The sequence below is a fragment of the Streptomyces sp. NPDC006430 genome (assembly GCF_040612395.1).
Lineage (GTDB): Bacteria > Actinomycetota > Actinomycetes > Streptomycetales > Streptomycetaceae > Streptomyces.
Map to the genome: position 1 here is coordinate 167,790 of NZ_JBEXQA010000006.1, position 18,230 is coordinate 186,019.

General features: G+C 72.4%; 15 protein-coding genes. 7 read left to right on the forward strand and 8 right to left on the reverse strand.

The features are described 5' to 3' along the window. Window positions 1–6: 6 nt before the first annotated feature. Entirely contained in the window at window positions 7–1,539 is a 1,533-nt protein-coding gene (locus ABZZ20_RS12090) for a leucyl aminopeptidase (RefSeq protein WP_356869293.1), read from the reverse strand. A 346-nt stretch (window positions 1,540–1,885) separates the two neighbouring features. Between ABZZ20_RS12090 and ABZZ20_RS12095 the strand changes: the two genes are divergently transcribed. The 5 genes from ABZZ20_RS12095 (at window position 1,886) to ABZZ20_RS12115 (ending at window position 8,778) form a co-directional block, all read left to right on the forward strand. Then, the gene (locus tag ABZZ20_RS12095; RefSeq protein WP_356869294.1) at window positions 1,886–3,913 is read left to right on the forward strand and encodes a hypothetical protein; all 2,028 of its coding nucleotides are present in this window, start codon (window positions 1,886–1,888) and stop codon (window positions 3,911–3,913) included. 225 nt (window positions 3,914–4,138) lie between these two features. Continuing rightward, the gene (pelF, locus tag ABZZ20_RS12100; RefSeq protein WP_356869295.1) at window positions 4,139–5,731 is read left to right on the forward strand and encodes a GT4 family glycosyltransferase PelF; all 1,593 of its coding nucleotides are present in this window, start codon (window positions 4,139–4,141) and stop codon (window positions 5,729–5,731) included. Further along, window positions 5,728–7,266, forward strand: coding sequence for a hypothetical protein (locus ABZZ20_RS12105; RefSeq protein WP_356869296.1), 1,539 nt, complete (start codon window positions 5,728–5,730; stop codon window positions 7,264–7,266). The genes pelF and ABZZ20_RS12105 overlap by 4 nt, the downstream gene beginning before the upstream one ends. Before the next feature lie 40 nt (window positions 7,267–7,306). Further along, on the forward strand, window positions 7,307–7,954 hold the full coding sequence (locus ABZZ20_RS12110) for a spherulation-specific family 4 protein (protein WP_356869441.1): 648 nt from the start codon (window positions 7,307–7,309) through the stop codon (window positions 7,952–7,954). Beyond that, window positions 7,951–8,778, forward strand: a complete 828-nt coding sequence (locus ABZZ20_RS12115; protein ID WP_356869297.1) for an endo alpha-1,4 polygalactosaminidase — start codon at window positions 7,951–7,953, stop codon at window positions 8,776–8,778. Before ABZZ20_RS12110 ends, ABZZ20_RS12115 begins: the two co-directional genes overlap by 4 nt. Before the next feature lie 22 nt (window positions 8,779–8,800). Here the strand turns inward: ABZZ20_RS12115 and ABZZ20_RS12120 are convergent, their stop codons facing one another. The 5 genes from ABZZ20_RS12120 to ABZZ20_RS12140 all read right to left on the reverse strand — a co-directional run bounded on the left by ABZZ20_RS12120 (window position 8,801) and on the right by ABZZ20_RS12140 (window position 15,258). Beyond that, window positions 8,801–9,994, reverse strand: a complete 1,194-nt coding sequence (locus ABZZ20_RS12120) for a histidine kinase (protein ID WP_356869442.1) — start codon at window positions 9,992–9,994, stop codon at window positions 8,801–8,803. Window positions 9,995–10,140: 146 nt separating this feature from the next. Then, on the reverse strand, window positions 10,141–10,869 hold the full coding sequence (locus tag ABZZ20_RS12125; RefSeq protein WP_356869298.1) for a hypothetical protein: 729 nt from the start codon (window positions 10,867–10,869) through the stop codon (window positions 10,141–10,143). After that, window positions 10,866–12,788: a phosphatidylglycerol lysyltransferase domain-containing protein gene (locus ABZZ20_RS12130; RefSeq protein ID WP_356869299.1), complete on the reverse strand. Its 1,923-nt coding sequence runs from the start codon at window positions 12,786–12,788 to the stop codon at window positions 10,866–10,868. The genes ABZZ20_RS12125 and ABZZ20_RS12130 overlap by 4 nt, the downstream gene beginning before the upstream one ends. An 84-nt stretch (window positions 12,789–12,872) precedes the next feature. Next, on the reverse strand, window positions 12,873–13,937 hold the full coding sequence (gene cobT / locus ABZZ20_RS12135) for a nicotinate-nucleotide--dimethylbenzimidazole phosphoribosyltransferase (protein ID WP_356869300.1): 1,065 nt from the start codon (window positions 13,935–13,937) through the stop codon (window positions 12,873–12,875). A 70-nt stretch (window positions 13,938–14,007) separates the two neighbouring features. Then, the gene (locus ABZZ20_RS12140; protein ID WP_356869301.1) at window positions 14,008–15,258 is read right to left on the reverse strand and encodes a bifunctional adenosylcobinamide kinase/adenosylcobinamide-phosphate guanylyltransferase; all 1,251 of its coding nucleotides are present in this window, start codon (window positions 15,256–15,258) and stop codon (window positions 14,008–14,010) included. A gap of 104 nt (window positions 15,259–15,362) precedes the next feature. Between ABZZ20_RS12140 and ABZZ20_RS12145 the strand changes: the two genes are divergently transcribed. Next, window positions 15,363–15,575 (forward strand): hypothetical protein, encoded by a 213-nt coding sequence (locus ABZZ20_RS12145; protein WP_356869302.1) that lies wholly within the window; start codon window positions 15,363–15,365, stop codon window positions 15,573–15,575. A 107-nt stretch (window positions 15,576–15,682) separates the two neighbouring features. Here ABZZ20_RS12145 and ABZZ20_RS12150 read toward each other — a convergent pair whose 3' ends face one another. Both ABZZ20_RS12150 and ABZZ20_RS12155 read right to left on the reverse strand, forming a co-directional pair. Next, window positions 15,683–16,474, reverse strand: a complete 792-nt coding sequence (locus tag ABZZ20_RS12150) for a class I SAM-dependent methyltransferase (protein ID WP_356869303.1) — start codon at window positions 16,472–16,474, stop codon at window positions 15,683–15,685. A 17-nt stretch (window positions 16,475–16,491) separates the two neighbouring features. Then, complete coding sequence (locus tag ABZZ20_RS12155) at window positions 16,492–17,100, reverse strand: DUF3043 domain-containing protein (RefSeq protein ID WP_356869304.1); 609 nt, start codon at window positions 17,098–17,100, stop codon at window positions 16,492–16,494. Between the two features lie 324 nt (window positions 17,101–17,424). On the opposite strand from ABZZ20_RS12155, the gene ABZZ20_RS12160 reads away from it, so the two are divergent. Next, entirely contained in the window at window positions 17,425–18,219 is a 795-nt protein-coding gene (locus ABZZ20_RS12160) for a PspA/IM30 family protein (protein ID WP_356869305.1), read from the forward strand. Window positions 18,220–18,230 lie beyond the last annotated feature (11 nt).

The window sequence follows — 18,230 nt, forward strand, 5'->3', positions numbered from 1 at the left end:
GGTACGTCAGCCCAGGTCGCCCGTGGCCGTACGCTCGGCCAGCCGCACCAGGGTGCGTACGGCCGAGCCGGTGCCACCCTTGGGGGTGTAGCCGTACGGCGCGCCCTCGTGGAAGGCCGGGCCCGCGATGTCGAGGTGCGCCCAGGTGATGCCCTCGCCCACGAACTCCTGGAGGAAGAGGCCGGCCACCAGGCCGCCGCCCATGCGCTCGCCCATGTTGGCCATGTCGGCGGTGGGGGAGTCCATGCCCTTGCGCAGGTCGGCGGGGAGCGGCATCGGCCAGGACGCCTCGCCGACCTCCTCGGCGATCTCGTGGATCGAGGTGCGGAAGGCGTCGTCGTTGGCCATGATGCCGAAGGTCCGGTTGCCCAGGGCCAGCACCATGGCGCCGGTCAGGGTGGCGACGTCGACGATCGCGTCCGGGTTCTCCTCGGAGGCCTTGGTCAGCGCGTCACCGAGGACGAGGCGGCCCTCGGCGTCCGTGTTCAGGACCTCGACGGTCTTGCCGCTGTACATGCGCAGTACGTCACCGGGGCGGGTGGCGGAGCCGGACGGCATGTTCTCGGCGAGGGCGAGCCAGCCGGTGACGTTGACCGCGAGGCCCAGCTTGGCCACGGCGACGACGGAGGCGAACACGGCGGCGGCGCCGGACATGTCGCACTTCATCGTCTCGTTGTGGCCGGCCGGCTTGAGGGAGATGCCGCCCGAGTCGTAGGTGATGCCCTTGCCGACGAAGGCGAGGTGCTTCTCCGCCTTGGGGTGGGTGTAGGCGATCTTCACCAGGCGCGGCGGGTTCTCGGAGCCCTTGCCGACGCCCATGATCCCGCCGAAGCCGCCCTTGAGCAGGGCCTTCTCGTCCAGGATCTGGACCTTGATGCCGTGCTCCTTGGCGGTCGCGGAGGCGACCGCGGCGAAGGCCTCGGGGGTGAGGTCATTCGGCGGGGTGTTGATCAGGTCGCGGGCGACGTTGACCTCGGTCGCGACGACCGTGGCCCGCTCGACGGCGGCCTTGTGCTCCTTGTCGCGCGGCTTGGCACCCAGCAGGGTGACCTCGGCGAGCGGCTGCTTGGGTCCGTTCTTCTTGCCGGCGGCCTTCTTCTCGCCGCCCTGGTAGGCGGTGAAGGCGTACGCGCCGAGCAGCGCGCCCTCGGCGACGGCCGTGACGGCGGAGGCGTCGTCGAGCGGGAGGGCGAAGGCGGCCTTCTTGCTGCCGTGCAGCGCACGGGCGGCGGCGCCGGCGGCGCGGCGCAGGGCCTCTTCGTCGTACGACTCGTCCTTCTCGGGGACGGGGCCGAGCCCGACCGCCAGCACGACCGGGACCTTCAGGCCGTCCGGAGCCGGCAGCTTGGTGGTCTCGCCTTCGGCGCCCGAGGCACCGAGTGCGTCGAGCACGGCGGCGAGCTTTCCTTCGTACGCCTTGTCCACGGCCTCGGCGCCCGCGGCGACGACCGGGCCCTTCGGGCCCTTCGCCACGCCGACCACGAGGGCGTCGGCGCGCAGCGTCGCCGCGCCGGCAGTGCTGAGAGTCAGAGCAGTCACGGTTGTGAAGTCTCGCTTCCGTTTGTGTTGTGGGCCGAGTGGGTGGACGGCCATCCGTAGCGATCGTATTCCGGCCCGACGGCCACCAGAAACGAGCCTACGCGTACGCACTGGTCCGTACGTCACTCGAAGGTTTGGCAAGTTGTTCGATCAGGACGTCAACAGGTTCACCCATCTGTGGCCTGTGTTCCAGGTTTGCCCTTGGGACCTGACGGGGTCCGAGAGACTCGAGCCACTCTCGCAAGGGGACGCGGGGTCCCTTTGCATGATTTCCACAGAGCCTCCTCGGCCCGGCTGACCGCCACAGGGCCGTAGTCGAGTGATGCCTGCGGGGGGAAAGGCCGAAATGGTCCACAAGAACCGGATGAACAGGGCTGCCGCCGCGATGGCCGCGGCAGCGCTGATGTCCGTGGCAATGCCCGCGGCGACCGCCCAGGCGGTCGTGACGCCGCGCATCGACCTGAAGGTGCTCGTCGTCGACGACGGCGGCAGCTCGGTCGAGGCGATCACCGCCGAACTCCGCGACACCGGAGTGCCGTACACGCGCGTCCTGCTGGCCAGCTCGGGCCGCCCGGTGATCGACGCAGGGTTCCTCAGCGATACGGTCGACGGCCGGCCGCGCGCGAAGTACCAGGGCGTCGTGCTGCCGAACGAGAACCCCTTCGGCGAGGGCTCGGCCGAGATGGCCGCCCTCACCGCGTACGAGACGACCTACAACGTCCGCCAGGTTGACGCGTACACCTGGGCCCATCCGGGGGTGGGCCTGGAGTACACCGACAACGGGGGCTACAGCGGGCAGCTCGACGGCGTTCAGGCCGCCGTCACCGCCGCAGGCAAGGCGGGCCCCTTCGGCTACCTCGGCGGCCAGGTCGCCTTCGAGGACAACTCCGCCCTGGTCCCGGAGAGCTACGGGTTCATGGGCAAGCCGCGGACCGGCTACACCAGCTACCTCGACGCCCCCGTCGACGGCGGACGGGCCTCGCTGGTCGGCGAGTACGCGCACGACGGGCGCAGCGAACTGGTCGTCACCTTCGGCTACAACCAGTACCAGCAGCAGTTCCGGCTGCTCGCCCGCGGCATCGTCGACTGGCTCACCCAAGGGGTCCACCTCGGCCAGAGCCGCAGCTACTTCGCGGTCCACGTCGACGACGTCTTCGCCCCGGACGCCCGCTGGAGCAAGGACCTCAACTGCACGCCCGGCGACTACGCCTGTGCGGGCGGCGAGGGCCAGGAGAGCACGATCCGGATGAGCGCCGCCGACGCCCAGTACGCGGCGCAGTGGCAGACCTCCAAGAACTTCAAGCTCGACATGCTCTTCAATGCCGGCGCCGGCGAGGAATGGAAGGCGGAGAACGGCGGCACCGACGCCCTGACCGCACAGCTCGTCGCGGACCGCGCCAAGTACCGCTGGATGAACCACACCTACACGCACCCCTTCCTCGGCTGCGTCCAGGACACCACCACCAACCCGTGGACCTGCACGAAGAACGCGGTGGGCGCCATCAACTGGATGAGCCGCGCCGAGATCTCCGCCCAGATCCGCGACAACAACAACTGGGCCGCGGCCAAGGGCATCACCACCGACCGCACCGAACTCGTCACGGGCGAACACTCCGGCCTCAAGACCCTGCCGCAGCAGACCACCGACAACCCCAACCTGGCCGGCGCGCTCGCCGACAACGGGGTCAAGTGGGCCGGCAGCGACAACTCGCGCGAGCCCGCGCAGCGGGCGGTCGGCGCCGCCCTGACCGTCCCCCGCCATCCGATGAACGTGTACTACAACACGGGCACCAACGCGGAGATGGCCGACGAGTACAACTGGATCTACACCAGTCGTGCCGACGGCGGCAGCGGGGTCTGCGAGGACAACCCCGCGACCTCCACCTGCCTGCCGGCCCCGCTCGACGTCAACACCGGCTACCTGGACCACATCGTCCCGGCCGAGGCGCGGACCGCCCTGCGCCACGTGCTGGCCAACGACCCCCGCCCGCACTACGTCCACCAGTCCAACCTGGCCGAGGACCGCACGCTCTACCCGGTGCTCAACCAGGTCCTCGACACCTACCGCACGCTCTACGCGCCCAGCGCGCCGATCGTGAACGAGAGCATGAAGGACACCGGGATCGAGCTCAGCCGCCGGGCGGCCTGGGACAAGGCCCTGTCCGACGGCAAGGTGACCGCCTACCGCATCGGAACCACCGTCACCGTCAAGGCGCCCTCCGGCGTCGTCGCCCCGGTGACCGCGCCCAACGGCACCAAGAAGCAGCTCCTGCTGGGCACCGCCGACTTCGGCACCGCGTACGCCGGCAACCGTTCGGCGTGGACCGCGCCGGACGTGCTCCAGAGCGCGGTCACGCTCAACCTGCCCAGCTGACCCGGAGCACGAGCCCTTTACTTCAGGCCGAGCGGACCCCGACCCCCGCTCGGCCGCAGCCCTGCGCGAGTGCGCCGAAGGGAGTGCGTCGGCGAAGGCGGGCGAGCGCCCGGAGGAAACCGTGAGGAACGAACGGTTTCCGAGGGCGCACGCCCGCCTGGAGCCGGCAGAAGCGCTCCCGGAGGCGAACGAGCCTCACAAAAAACGTCCTGGGGGACACACCGCATGAGCCATGGGCGTCATGTCACCATGCTCACCGAAGGCACCTATCCGCATGTCCACGGGGGAGTCAGCACCTGGTGCGACCAGCTGGTACGCGGAATGCCGGAGGTCGACTTCAACCTCATAGCCCTGACCGGCTCCGGCCGTGAACCGGTCACCTGGGAGCTGCCGCGCAACGTCTACCGGCACACCGCCGTCCCGCTCTGGGGGCCGCCGCCCGGCCGCAGCCGCCGCTCGGGCCTGCGGGGCAGGGCGCACCGCCGGTTCACCGAAGCCTACGAAACCTTCCTGCTCTCCCTGCTGGTTCCTCCCCCGGCTACCGCGGGGGGCGCCCCCGGCCACGGGGGATTCTCCGAAGCCCTGCACGAACTCGCCGTACTCGCCCGGGCCGGCCGCCTCGCCCCGGCCCTGCGCTCCGAATCGGTCCTGCGCCTGCTGATGGCCGTCTGGACCCGCCCCGACCTCGTCACCGCCGCTGCCGCCCCGACCATCCACGACGCGCTCACCGCCACCGACCTGCTCGAACACGCCCTGCGGCCGCTCGCCGTGAGGATTCCGCCCGACAGCGTCGCGCACGCCGTCAGCAGCGGGCTCGCCACCCTCCCGGCGCTCGCCGCCAAGTACCTCGACCGAGTGCCCTTCCTGCTCACCGAGCACGGCATCTACCTGCGGGAGCGCTACCTGGGCTACCGCACCGCCGAACAGCGCTGGCCCGTCAAGGCCCTCATGCTCGGCTTCTACCGCGAGCTCAACACCGAGGGCTACCGGCAGGCCGACCTGATCACCCCGTGCAACCAGTACAACCGGCGCTGGGAGGAGCGCGGCGGCGCCGCCCCCGACCGCATCCGCACGGTTTACAACGGCGTCGACCCGTACGCCTTCCCCGACGCCGGACCCGAACCCGAAGTGCCCACCCTCAGCTGGTGCGGGCGCATCGACCCGATCAAGGACCTCGAAACCCTCGTCCGCGCCTACGCGTTCATGCGCGCGGAACTGCCCGCCCTGCGGCTGCGCCTGTTCGGCCCGGTTCCGGCCGGCTGCGAGGAGTACAAGCTCCGCCTGGAGAAACTCGCCGCCGAACTCGGGGTGGTCGACGGGATCTCGTACGAGGGCCGCATCGCGGAGGTCGCCAAGGCCTACGCGGCGGGCAGCATCGTGATGCTCTCCAGCATCAGCGAGGGCTTCCCCTTCAGCATCATCGAGGCCATGTCCTGCGGACGCACCACCGTCTCCACCGACGTCGGCGGGGTGCGCGAGGCCGTCGGCGACACCGGGCTGGTGGTCCCGCCGCGCGAACCGGAAACCATGGCCCGCGCCACCCTCGCCCTGCTCCGCGACGGCGAACGCCGCGCCGAACTCGGCCGGCTCGCCCGCAAGCGGGTGGTCGAGAAGTTCACCCTCCACCAGTCGGTGGACGGTTTCCGACACATCTACCGGGAACTCGCGGGCCAGCCCGTCCTGCCCGTCGGCACGGGCGACGACTGGATCAAGCGGCTCGCGGACCCCTGGTCCCACGAACTGGCCCGCTGGGGGCAGCTGCGGACAGGGGCACCCCGGGCGGTGACCGAGGGAGAGCCCGCGGGAGGCAGCCGATGAGCGGATCCCTCTGGCTGCGCGTCCCCGGCGGCGACACGCTGCCCGCCGTCCCCCGGCCCCGCCGCAACGAGCCGGGGGAGCCCGACCCCGCCGCCGACCCGATGGACGAACTCGCCGAACGCCTCGACGGGTTCATCGCGGCGGCCGTCCACCCCGACGAGATCGCCGCCATCCTCGAATCCGACGGGATGACCGACGAACACATCCGGCTCACCTACGGCCGCCACGACTCCTTCGGCCTGGCCGAGGAGCTCTACGCCCGGGTGCCCCGCTCCTTCCCGGAACCCGAACGCGCCCCCGACCCCTGGAGGGTCTCCCTCACCGCCTGCCTGCTGCGCGGGGTGATCTTCGCGCTGCCCGGTCTCGCGTACGTGCTCGGAGCTCCGCTGCTGGAGGGCCCCCAGGACCGGCTGGGGCTGCCCGCCGGGACGCTGACCCTGCTCGCCGGGGCGCTCATCGGCTGGGTGTGGGACCAGACCCTGTCCCACCGCGCCTACTCCTGGCTGGGCATGGGAGACCGGGCCGCCGCCGGGCGGACCCTGCTCGTCGGAGCCCCCGCCGGTGCCCTGCTCGGCATCGCCGCCGCGCTGACCGTGCCCGGCGGTCCGCCGTTCTCGTACGCCTTCGCCGCAGGGCAGGCCCTGTACGTCGGGGCCGCCACCGTACTGCTGGTCCTCGGCCGGGAACGCGTCCTGTTCGCCGCGCTCGCACCGATGGCGGCGGGGGCGCTGCTCGCCCTGCTCACCGACCTGCCCGTGCCGGTGCGCGTGGGCCTGCTGGTGGTGTCCCTGCTGGCCGCCTGCACGCTCGCGGTACGGGAGCTGCCGCTGGCCGAGGGGCTACGGGCCGGCGTGCGCCGCATCCGGGGCTGGGTGCAGCACAGGCCCGGCGAGGGCGCGGTGCGCTGGCGGATGCTGCGCGGCGCCGAGGAGGAGTACGGGCCCCGCGGACCCCGGCTCGGGGACTCCGTGCCGTACGGGGTGTTCGGTCTCGGCACCGGCCTGCTCGTGCTGTACGCCGCCCTGGGGGAGGTGCTCGCCGGGGGCCCCGCCGAGGCCGTCGCCGCCCCGTCCGCGGTGGCGCTCACCCTCAGCATGGGCCCCGCCGAATGGCTGCTCCACCGGTTCCGCAGCGGGAGCCTCGCCGGTCTGCGGGCGGCCCGCTCGCCCCGACAGTTCTGGCTGCGGATGCTCAGCACGCTGGCCCGCTGCCTCGCCGCGTACCTGGTGGTGCTGCTGGCCCTCGGGCTGGTCGGCACCCTGCTGTGGCCCGGAGCCCCGGGCCTGACCGGGGTCAGGGTGGCGACCCTGCTGCTACTCGGGGCCGTCATGTGGACCGGGCTGCTGCTCCAGTCCTTCGGGGCGGTCCGGCCGGCGGCCGTGGTCTGCGCCTCGGCGGCCGTCGCCCAGAGCCTCGCGCTGCTGCTGGAGCTGGGGCAGCCGCGGATGGTACAGCTGCTCGTGGCGGGCACGGCCGCCACCGCGCTGGGCGCGCTCGTCTGCCTGCTCCTCGGCCGTGCGACGGCCCACCGCTGACCCGGTGAACCACGTGACCCCGTACGAGAAGAAGGACCTCATGCTGCTGGTGCCCCTCTACGAGCACCCCGCCGACCGGCCCGAGGACTGGGAGCTGCTGATCCGCTCCGCCGGCCGGCTGCACTCGGTGGTCCTCAACCCGGCCAGCGGGCCGGGGGAGGCCCCCGACGCACGGTTCGCCGCCGTCGCGGAGCGGCTGCGCGACGCCGGGGTGCCCGTGCTGGGGTACACCGACACCGACTACGGGCGGCGCCCGCACGCCGCCGTGGTGCAGGACCTGCTGCGCCACCGCGACTGGTACGGCGCCGACGGGGCCTTCCTCGACCAGGCCTGCGCCGACCCGGCGATGCTGGCCCACTACGGGCGGCTCGCGGTCGCCGCCCGGGCCGCCGGCGCCCGTACCGTCGTCCTCAACCACGGGGTCCATCCGCACCCCGGCTACGTCGAACTCGCCGACCTGCTGGTCACCTTCGAAGGACCCTGGGACGCTTACCGGGACGCGGCCGTGCCGCCCTGGACGGCCGACCATCCCGCCCAGCGGTTCTGCCACCTCGTGTACGCCGTCCCACCGGGCGCGCCCGCCGCCGAGCTCGCCCGCCAGCGGGGGGCCGCGGTGCACTGCGCCGTCCCCGGGACCGGCGCGCACCCGTGGGGGACCCTTCCGTACGCCCTGGAGTCCGCCGGATGACGAAGCGTTTCCTACCCCTGCTCCTCGTACCGCTGCTGCTCCTCGCGGCCTGCACCACCGCACCGCACGACGAGGAACCGGCCCCCGAGCCCGCCCCGGCACCGGGGCAACGCTGGCAGCCGAAGCCCGGCGTCAGCTGGCAGTGGCAGCTCACCGGAAAGCTCGACACCTCGGTGAAGGCAGCGGTGTTCGACGTCGACGGGTTCACCACCACCAAGGAGCAGGTCGCCCTGCTGAAGAAGGCCGGCCGGCGCACCGTCTGCTACGTCTCCACCGGCGCCTGGGAGGACTTCCGGCCCGACGCCGGGGCCTTCCCGAAGACGCTGCTCGGCCAGGGCAACGGCTGGGAGGGCGAGCGCTGGCTGGACATCCGGCAGCGGTCCGCACTGGAACCGCTGATCGCGAAGCGGTTCGATATGTGCCGCGACAAGGGCTTCGACGCGATCGAGCCGGACAACATGGACGGCTACGCCAACACGACGGGCTTCCCGCTCACCGCCGACGACCAGCTGGCGTACAACCGGCTGATCGCGAAGCTGGCGCACGACCGGGGCCTGGCGGTCGGGCTCAAGAACGACCTCGACCAGATCGCGCAGTTGCTGGGGGACTTCGACTTCGCCGTCAACGAGCAGTGCGCCCAGTACGACGAGTGCGAGAGCCTCACCCCGTTCATCGCTGCGGGCAAGGCCGTCTTCCACGTGGAGTACGAGACCCCGATCGGACAGTGGTGCGCGCGCTCGCAGGAACTGAAGTTCAGCTCCCTGCAGAAGAAGTACGAACTGGACGCCTGGCGGCAGGTCTGCCCCAGCACCGGCACGCCCTAGGGCTGTGGCCGGGTTCGGTGTCCTAGACCACGGGCAGGACGGCGTGGACCCGGTAGCCGCCCCCGAAGCGGGGGCCGGCGAAGCAGGATCCGCCCAGGGCGGTGGCCCGTTCGCGCATGCCGAGCAGTCCGTGGCCGCCGCCCGCGCCGTCGTCCGCGGGCGGCGGGTCGGCGGGCGCGGGGTCCGCACCGGCGCCCCCGTCGTCCAACACGGTCACCTCCACCGAGGCACCGACCCGGACCACGCTGACCTCGGCCCGGACCTCCGGGCCCGCGTGCTTGCGCACGTTGGTCAGCGCCTCCTGGATCACCCGGTACGCCGCGAGGTCCACTGCGGCCGGCAGCGGGTCCCGTTCCCGGCCCAGTTCCACCATCACCTTCACCGGCAGCCCGGCATGCCGGAAAGTGCCCACCAGCTCGTCCAGTACGGCCAGCCCCGGGGCCGGTTCGGTCGGCGCTTCCGGGTCACCGGACTGCCGCAGCAGCCCGACGGTGGCCCGCAGCTCGTTCAGCGCCGAGCGGCTCGCGTCCCGGACGTGGGACAGGGCCTCCTTGGCCTGGTCCGGGCGCTTGTCCATGACGTGCGCGGCCACCCCCGCCTGCACGTTGACCAGGGCGATGTGATGGGCGACCACGTCGTGCAGGTCCCGGGCGATGCGCAGCCGCTCTTCGGCGACCCGCCGCCGGGCCTCCTCCTCGCGGGTGCGTTCGGCCCGCTCGGCCCGCTCCCGTATGGCATCGACGAACGCCCGCCGGCTGCGCACCGCGTCGCCGGCGGCGGCGGCCATTCCGGTCCACGCGAAGAGGCCGATGTTCTCCTGCGCGTACCAGGGCAGCGGACCGGCCAGCATGGCCACGCCCGTCAGTCCCGCCATCGTGAGCAGGCCGATCCGCCACGTGGTGGGCCGGTCGGTGCGGGAGGCCAGTGTGTACAGGGCGATCACCGCGGACATGGCGACGGGGGCCCGGGGCTCGCCGGTGGTCAGCTCCAGCAGGGAGAGCCCGATGGTCACGGCGAGCACCGCGCGGGTGTGCCGGCGCCGGAACACCAGGGCGATCGCGCCCAGCAGTATCAGCAGCAGGGAGAACGGTTCGGGGGGCTGGGTTTCGAAGGTGGGCCCGTGCGGGCCGTGCGGATCGGCGAAGGAGCCGACGACCATGGAGACGAGCGCCCCGAGCGCGAGGACGGCATCGGTGGCGAGTGGATGGGCCCGCATCCAGTGCCGGGTGGGGGCGAACGGCCCCAGGTCTGTCGTCACCCCGATACGGTACGGCCTGCCCCGAGGGTGCGGTCCTGCCGTCCGGCTCCGACGCAAGGGCCCAGGGGTCCGTGGGGTCCGCGGGCGCCACTGGGTCTAGTGGTCTAGTGGGGTCGGGAGCAGGCGGCGGGTGCTGGCGGCGGGCGCTGGCCCAGGGGACTGCGGGAGCGTTCTGGGCCCCACTTGGCGCGGACCACGCACACCGCCATGACGGCGGCGATGGCCGCGAGGTGCTCCTTGCCCGCCAGGTTGTCCTTGACCAGCACCTCGCCGATCATCACCGCGATGACGGCGGCGCCGGTCAGGTACGCCCGGTAGCGCCAGCACACGTAGATCGCGAGGCCGACCACCGCGGCCGACGGGCCGGTGTCGTTGACGATGCGGTCGGACAGCGGCAGGCCGAAGGGATGGTCGGGGCCCATCGAGAGCCCGATCCGCGCGTACGTCGTCCCGGCGAGGGTGGCGACGTAACCGATCACCAGCGTGCGCCACCAGCCGATGCAGATCTCCGAGATCCCGAACACCAGCAGGATTTGGGCGAGGGCTCCCCACACCGGCAGGTCGAGGGCGGGGACGAACAGGGACAACGGGGTGCGCAGCAGGGCCAGCCACAGCGGGTCGACGGCCTTGACCGACCCGAGGTTCTGGACCGGCTGGAACCCCCAGGACGTGTTCTGCACGATCTGGAAGACCGAGGTCAGGCAGACGGCCCCCACGGTCATCGGGGCCGCCCGCCACTTGTCGCGTACGAGGGCGTCCCGGACGGTCCAGAACAGGGGCCCCCACTCGCGGCGGGCGAACCGCCGGAGCGGGGTGGTCGTCCACACCGTCAACGATTGGTCTCCAGATGTCTGCGGTTCAGCCACTTCGGCAGCCCGGGAGCCTCCAGGAAGCCCTCGGCCCGACCCGCCGCGATACCGATCCGCAGGAGGTCGGAGCTCTTCTCGAAGAGCATGAACCGCGGTTCCCAGATTGGCCGGTATTTGGCGTTGGCCCGGTAGAGGGACTCGATCTGCCACCAGCGGGAGAAGAAGCTCAGCAGCGAGCGCCACATGCGCAGCACCGGACCCGCGCCGAGCTTGGACCCCCGCTCGAAGACGGAACGGAACATCGCGAAGTTGAGCGAAACCTGTGTGACGCCGATCTCCTTGGAGCGTTCCAGGAGTTCGATGACCATGAACTCCATCAGACCGTTCTCGGAGTCGCGGTCACGGCGCATCAGATCCAGCGACAGGCCCTTGGGGCCCCACGGGACGAAGGACAGCAGGGCGCGCAGGTCACCGTTGCCGTCGGTGCACTCCAGCATCACGCACTGGCCGTCGCCGGGGTCGCCCAGGCGGCCCAGCGCCATGGAGAAGCCGCGCTCGGTGGCGCCGTCGCGCCAGTCGTCGGCGCGGCGCACCAGTTCGTCCATCTCCTCGGACGGAATGTCGGCGTGGCGGCGGATGCGGACGGTGTAGCCGGCCCGCTTGACGCGGTTGAACGCCTGCCGGACGGTCCGCATGGCACGGCCCTCCAGAGTGAAGTCGGCGGTCTCGACGATCGCCTCGTCGCCCAGCTCCAGCGCGTCCAGGCCGTGCCGCGCGTAGATCTGGCCGGCCTCCTCGCTCGCGCCCATCACGGCGGGCACCCAGCCGTGCTCGCGGGCCTCGGCCAGCCACGGGTCGATGGCGCCGGGCCAGGCCTCGGGGTCGCCGATCGGGTCGCCGGAGGCCAGCGAGACCCCGCCGACGACGCGGTAGGTGACGGCGGCCTTGCCAGTGGGGGACCAGATGACGGACTTCTCGCGGCGCAGCGCGAAGTAGCCGAGCGAGTCGCGGTCGCCCTGCTTGGCGAGCAGCGCGCGCAGCTTCTCCTCGTCCTCCTCGGTGAGCGGGTCGACGGCCCGGCGCGAGCGGAACGCGGCGAGCAGTACGGCGATCAGCAGCAGCGTCGACATGACGTTGATGACGATGTCCACCCAGCCGGGCGTGGTGATCGCCGCGTAGTCGCGGGCGTTCGGCTCCAGGGTGATCAGCCGCATCACGCCGTACCGCCAGCGGGCCAGGAACGTGGCGTCGGCGGCGTCCGGGTCGGTGTTGGAGGCACCGACGATCAGCGCGGCGAGCAGTGAGGTGAGCAGCAGGCCGACGGCGCCGACGGCGGTGGCCAGCTTGGGGTTGGAACGGTCGCCCTTGGCGTAGAACTCCTTGCGGCCCAGGACGAGGGCGCCGACGAAGGCCGCGGTCAGGGCGAGGGAGATCCAGTTCTGGGCGTGGTCCCGGAACTCGGGGTAGCAGAGGTTGAACTCACCGCTGGTGCACGGGGCGAAGGCCGCGACCGCGAAGGCCAGCAGCAGCATGCCGCCGAGGACCAGGTTCAAGATCCACGCGGCCCGCTTGCGGCGGCCCATGGTGACCGCGAGCAGCATCGAGAACAGGCCGGACGCGAAGCCCGCGGTGAGCAGGTACGGGGTGTAGAAGTCCGCGGTGTTGTGCCGGCGCAGGTCCTGCCCGAGCGAAAGCCACACCGCGCTGAGCAAGTTGACGAAGGTGACGGCGCGCAGGTACCAGACCGCGAAGCCGGCGCTGCGCCGTGAGCGGGCGGATCCACGGCCGGTCTCCCGACCGCCCCCTTCCTCCTTCTTGTCGTCTTTCCTGCCGTCCTTCCTGCTGTTCGTGTCCTTGCTCGATGCCTGTGCCGTGTTGGCGGTCCGTACGGCCTGTGCGGCGGTCGGGTCAATGTCTGCGCTGGTCAAGCGGGCCTCTCCCATGAAACGCGATGATATGGGGCTCCGCCGTCCATGGGTGGCCTGGTCCCGGGCGGTGGCCCGGGGCGGGGCCGCGCGCCCGGCGGCTCAGCCCTTCGGCTCCTGCACCGCCAGCTCCGGGAGGTCCGCCGCGAGTGCGGCGGCCGCCTGGACCAGGGGCAGAGCCAGCAACGCCCCGGTTCCTTCTCCCACAGTGACGCCGTGGTCGAGCACGGGGTTGAGCGCCATCCGGTCCAGGGCCTTGGCCTGGCCCGGTTCGCCGCTGGCCTGCCCGGCCAGCCACCAGTCGGGAGCCCGGAACGCGGCCCGCTGGGCCACCAGTCCGCAGGCCGCCGAGACGATGCCGTCGAGGATGACCGGCGTACGGCGGACCGCGCACTGGAGCAGGAAGCCGGTGATCGCGGCCACGTCGGCGCCGCCGACCGCCGCGAGGAGGGCCACCTGGTCACCGAGGACCGGGCGGGCCCGGCGCAGCGCGTCACGGATCGCGGCGCACTTGCGCATCCAGGTCAGGTCGTCGATGGGCAGTCCACCGCGCCCGGTGACCACGGAGGCGTCGGTGCCGCACAGGGCGGCGACGAGGGTGGCCGCGACCGTGGTCCCGCCGACGCTCAGGTCCCCGAGGACGACGAGGTCGGTGCCGGAGTCGGCTTCCTCGTCGGCGATCCGCATCCCGAGCCGCAGGGCCGCGTCGGCCTCTTCGAGGGTGAGCGCGTTCTCGACGTCGATCCGCCCGCTGCCCCGGCGTACACGGTGCTCGACCACATCCGCGGGAAGCAGCTCCGGGTCGCAGTCCAGACCGGCGTCCACGATCCGCACGGTGGCGCCGAGCCGTCCGGCGAGGATCGAGACGGGGCTGTTCCCGTCGAGTACGGAGCGCACGATAGCGTGCGCGCCGCCGACGGGGCGGGCGGACACCCCCGCGGCGGCGATCCCGTGGTCGGCGGCGAACAGCACGACGCGGGGCCGTTCGATCGGCCTGACGGGCACCTGCCCCTGCGCGGCGGCGAGCCACTCGGCGAGCTCGTCGAGCCGTCCCAGCGCCCCGGCCGGCACGGCCAGCCGCTCACGGCGTTCCTCGGCGTCACGCCGGACGCCCCCGTCGGGGCGCTCGATCAGATCGGAGAAGTCGTCGAGATTAAGCGTGGTCATTTGCCAGAGCGTACAGCGGGTAAGGCCTTCCCCAAGCCCCGTCCGACCTCCTCGACGGCCGGGGACCGGATCAGTCCTTGAGGACCACCGCCTGCCCGGCGACGACCAGCAGGACGTGCTCGCACTCGGCGGCCACCGCATGGTTCAGGCGCCCGAGTTCGTCGCGGAAGCGCCGGCCGGAAGGGGTGGCCGGGACGATCCCCGAGCCCACTTCGTTGCTGACGGCCACCACCGTGCGGCGGGTCGCCCGCACGGCCGCCACGAGCTCCGCCACCCGTTCCGCGAGCTCCTTGCGGCCGCGCCCCGCCCAGACGGCGTCGTCCCATGCGCCGGCCCGGTCCATCGCGTCCGTCAGCCACAGCGCGAGGCAGTCGATCAGGAGCGGCGGCCCTCCCTCCACCAGCAGCGGCGCCAGCTCGCAGGTCTCCGCCGTCCGCCAGCCCGCCGGCCGCCGCTCCCGGTGCAGGCCGACCCGCGCCGCCCACTCCGCGTCGCCGTCGCGGGAGCCGCCGGTGGCCACGTAGACCACCTCCGGGAAGCCCGCCAGTCGTCGTTCCGCTTCGAAGGACTTCCCGGAGCGGGCCCCGCCCAGCACCAGGGTCCGCCGCGGCAGGTCCGGCACCGCGTGGTAATCGCCCACCGTCACCGTCGTCCCGTCCGGCACCGTCCGTGCACCGGCCGCAGCGCACCGGCGCTCCAGCTCCCGCCCCGGCGGGATGTCGTGGTCCAGGTGCACCGCGATCACATCGGTGGTCGGCCCGGCGGCCCCGCTCGCCCGCAGCCGGGCCAGCGCCTCCGGCCTGCCCAGCACGTCCGCGACGACCGTGTCGTACGGGCGCTGCCCGACACCGACCCCTGCGAACCCGGCCGGTGAGGGGGAGGCTCCCGCCCCGGGGGACCCCCAACCGGCCGGCGCACCGCCCGGCGGGAGGTACAGCAGCCGGCTCCCGTCCGGGCCGGTCACCTCGTACCCGGTGCCCGGGGCGTCCATCGGGACCGCGCGCACCCGGTGTCCGCTGATCACCGCGAGTTCCTGTCCGTCCGGCACCCGCCCGGCGGCCGGCAGCCCCGGGGGCAGCTCGACCGGCGGGCCGTCGTGCGGATGGGTGAGCAGGACCTGTCGTACGCCGGCGAGGGAATGCCCCGCGCGGGCGCCGGCGAGCACCGCCCCCGGGGTCAGGTCGAGCAGCAGTGCCCCGTCGACGAGGAGGGACGTCGCGGCGCGCGACCGGGGGCCGACGGAGACGGCGCAGGCCGCGCAGGGACAGCCGGGGCGGGGCAGTCCTTCGGGTGTACCGGTGCCGAGCAGAGTGAGTTCCACAGGAAGATCCTCCCGCGTCGCCGAGAGTGGTGCGCGCCCGGCTACTCTGCGGGCAGACTCAGGGTGAGAAGCGTGCGAGCAGCGGACGAGCAACGGAGGCGGACATGGCGTGGACGTGGCGGTTCGAGACGGCCGACGGCACCGAGACGAGCCCGTCGGTGGTACCGGATGAGTTCACCACGCAGGGGGACGCGGAGTCCTGGATCGGTGAGTACTGGAAGGAGCTGCTGGAGGGCGGCACCGAGAAGGTGAAGCTGTCCGACGACAACGGCACCGAGCTGTACGCGATGAGCCTGCGCGAGGCGTTGGACGCCTGACACCCGGCCGGGGTCGAACCGGTCCGGCCGCGTCCCGCCCCCACAGGGTCGGGACGCGGCCCCGGTACCGGCCCGGTGGGGCTGTGACCGCCCGGGCGGTCACAGCACTAGCCGCGTACGCCGCAGAGGTGCAGCAGGGCCGCGACCGCTCGGTACGGGTCGGTCCGTCCGGCGCGGTCCTCGGCGGCCAGCAGTAGCTCCAGCTCCTCGTCGGGGGGCAGCGTCTCGCCGGCTTCGGTCCCGTCGGTGAAGACGCGCACGCCGTACCAGGCCTGGAGTGGTGCGCCGATCCCGGACAGCGTGGCCGTGAGCCCGGCCAGCCGGTCGGCCCGTACCTCCAGGCCCAGCCGGTTCGTGTAGTCGACGGTGTCGAAGGCGGCCAGCGCGCCCGACCAGTCGGCGTCCAGTCCGGGCCGCATCGCGAGGGCGTCGCCGTTGCGCACGAGGAGTGACAGCAGTCCGCCGGGCGCGAGCATCCGGGCCAGCCCGGCGAGCATCGCGTCGGGCTCGGGCACGTACATCAGCACGCCGTGGCAGAGCACCACGTCGAAGCTGCCCGGCAGGAAGTGCGCACCGGTCTCCCGGCCGTCGCCCTCCATGAGGCGGACCCGGTCGCGGATCCCGGCGGGCTCGGCCTCCAGCGCCTCCTGGGCGACGGCGAGCATGGCGGGGTCCTGCTCCAACCCGGTGACCTTGTGCCCGGCGCGGGCGAGACGCAGCGCCTGGGTGCCCTGGCCCATGCCGACGTCGAGGACGCGCAGCCGCTGCCCGACCGGGAAGCGCTGCGCGATCTGTTCGTCGACCTGTCGGCCCACGAGTTCCTGGCGGACGGCGTTGCGCAGTCCGCCCAGTCCCTCAAGCCACAGCCTGGCACCCCCCGCGAAGCCGTCCCCCGACATTCCGGGCTTCCCTGCGCTCAGGGTCGCTCCCCGCGCTTGACCTGGGGCTTCGGCAGGCGCAGCCGGCGCATCTGGAGGGTGCGCATCAGGCCGTACGCGACGGCGCCGCGGCGGGGCTCGTCGGGGAAGCGCCCGGCGAGGGCCTTGCGCAGGCGGAAGGCGAGGCCGACGGAGTCGACGATGATCAGGGCGATCACGCCGAGCCACAGCATCAGCGCGATGCTCTGGATCGACTGCACCCGGACCATGCTCAGCACCAGGATGATCACTGCCAGCGGCAGGAACATCTCGGCGACCGAGAACCGGGAGTCCACGAAGTCGCGGACGAACCGGCGGACGGGGCCCTTGTCACGGGCGGGCAGGTAACGCTCGTCGCCGCTGGCCAGCGCCTCGCGCTGCTTGGCCAGCTCTACTCGGCGGCGCTCACGCGCACGCTTGGCGTCCTCCTTGCGGTTGCCGGTCGAGGCCACCACGGCCTTGCGCTGCGACTGGGCCACAGCACGCTTCGGCGTCGGGCGGCCCTTCGGGGCCTGCGGGTCACGGGGCTGCGAGAGGTCGGCGCTCACCTTGTCGGTGGCGGCGGCCTTCTCTTCCTTGGAGGAGCGGCTACCAAACACAAAACCCAAGCCTACGTGGTTGCGGACGGGTACCCCACCCCGTCCGGGAACGATCCGGCAACGGCGGGCGTCTTCCCTGTGCAGGGTTCTTACATCGGATCGGACCTTTCTCCCGGGCCCCTCGGCGCCGGTCGGGGGAGCACCTACTCCCTACGCCTGACACAGACGGGGGTGGAGTCGTCCTGGAGGAGGAGCGCATCCGTACACGAACAGTGCGGTAATGGAGACAGGGCCCGTACTGTGGGTTCTGATGGCGTTCGGCTCGGGAGACCGGGCTGTCGCCATGGCTGGTGACCTGGAGCGAAGTCCGTCAGAAGGGGGCGCGCGAAGCCCATGAGCGGTGTCATGAAGCGTATGGGGATGATCTTCCGCGCGAAGGCGAACAAGGCCCTGGACCGGGCCGAGGACCCGCGCGAGACCCTCGACTACTCGTATCAGAAGCAGCTGGAGCTGCTGCAGAAGGTGCGCCGCGGAGTCGCCGACGTGGCGACCTCCCGCAAGCGTCTGGAGCTGCAGCTGAACCAGCTCCAGGGCCAGTCCGCCAAGCTGGAGGACCAGGGCCGCAAGGCTCTGGCGCTCGGCCGCGAAGACCTGGCCCGCGAGGCGCTGTCCCGCCGCGCCTCGCTCCAGCAGCAGGTCAGCGACCTGGAGGTGCAGCACCAGACCCTCCAGGGCGAGGAGGAGAAGCTGACCCTCGCGGCGCAGCGCCTCCAGGCCAAGGTGGATGCCTTCCGTACGAAGAAGGAGACCATCAAGGCCACGTACACGGCGGCCCAGGCGCAGACCCGGATCGCGGAGTCCTTCTCCGGGATCTCCGAGGAGATGAGCGACGTCGGCCTGGCCATCCAGCGGGCCGAGGACAAGACGGCCCAGCTGCAGGCCCGTGCCGGCGCGATCGACGAGCTGCTGGCCTCCGGCGCCCTCGACGACCGGAGCGGCCTCGGCTCCAAGGACGACATCCAGGCCGAGCTGGACCGCCTCTCCGGCGGTACGGACGTCGAGCTGGAGCTCCAGCGGATGAAGGCCGAGCTGGCCGGCGGCCCGTCCGCGCAGCAGCAGGCCATCGAGGGCGGCACCCCGGGCAGCGCCCAGCAGCCGCAGACCCAGCACCGCTTCGACAAGCAGTAGGACGGGGCCCG

Bases quoted from the DNA above. Each gene is read 5' to 3' on its own strand.
- ABZZ20_RS12095 (WP_356869294.1), top strand. From the start codon at position 1,886: ATGGTCCACAAGAACCGGATGAACAGGGCTGCCGCCGCGATGGCCGCG.
- pelF (WP_356869295.1), top strand. From the start codon at position 4,139: ATGAGCCATGGGCGTCATGTCACCATGCTCACCGAAGGCACCTATCCG.
- ABZZ20_RS12105 (WP_356869296.1), top strand. From the start codon at position 5,728: ATGAGCGGATCCCTCTGGCTGCGCGTCCCCGGCGGCGACACGCTGCCC.
- ABZZ20_RS12110 (WP_356869441.1), top strand. From the start codon at position 7,307: ATGCTGCTGGTGCCCCTCTACGAGCACCCCGCCGACCGGCCCGAGGAC.
- ABZZ20_RS12115 (WP_356869297.1), top strand. From the start codon at position 7,951: ATGACGAAGCGTTTCCTACCCCTGCTCCTCGTACCGCTGCTGCTCCTC.
- ABZZ20_RS12120 (WP_356869442.1), bottom strand. From the start codon at position 9,994: ATGCGGGCCCATCCACTCGCCACCGATGCCGTCCTCGCGCTCGGGGCG.
- ABZZ20_RS12130 (WP_356869299.1), bottom strand. From the start codon at position 12,788: ATGGGAGAGGCCCGCTTGACCAGCGCAGACATTGACCCGACCGCCGCA.
- cobT (WP_356869300.1), bottom strand. From the start codon at position 13,937: ATGACCACGCTTAATCTCGACGACTTCTCCGATCTGATCGAGCGCCCC.
- ABZZ20_RS12145 (WP_356869302.1), top strand. From the start codon at position 15,363: ATGGCGTGGACGTGGCGGTTCGAGACGGCCGACGGCACCGAGACGAGC.
- ABZZ20_RS12150 (WP_356869303.1), bottom strand. From the start codon at position 16,474: ATGTCGGGGGACGGCTTCGCGGGGGGTGCCAGGCTGTGGCTTGAGGGA.
- ABZZ20_RS12160 (WP_356869305.1), top strand. From the start codon at position 17,425: ATGAGCGGTGTCATGAAGCGTATGGGGATGATCTTCCGCGCGAAGGCG.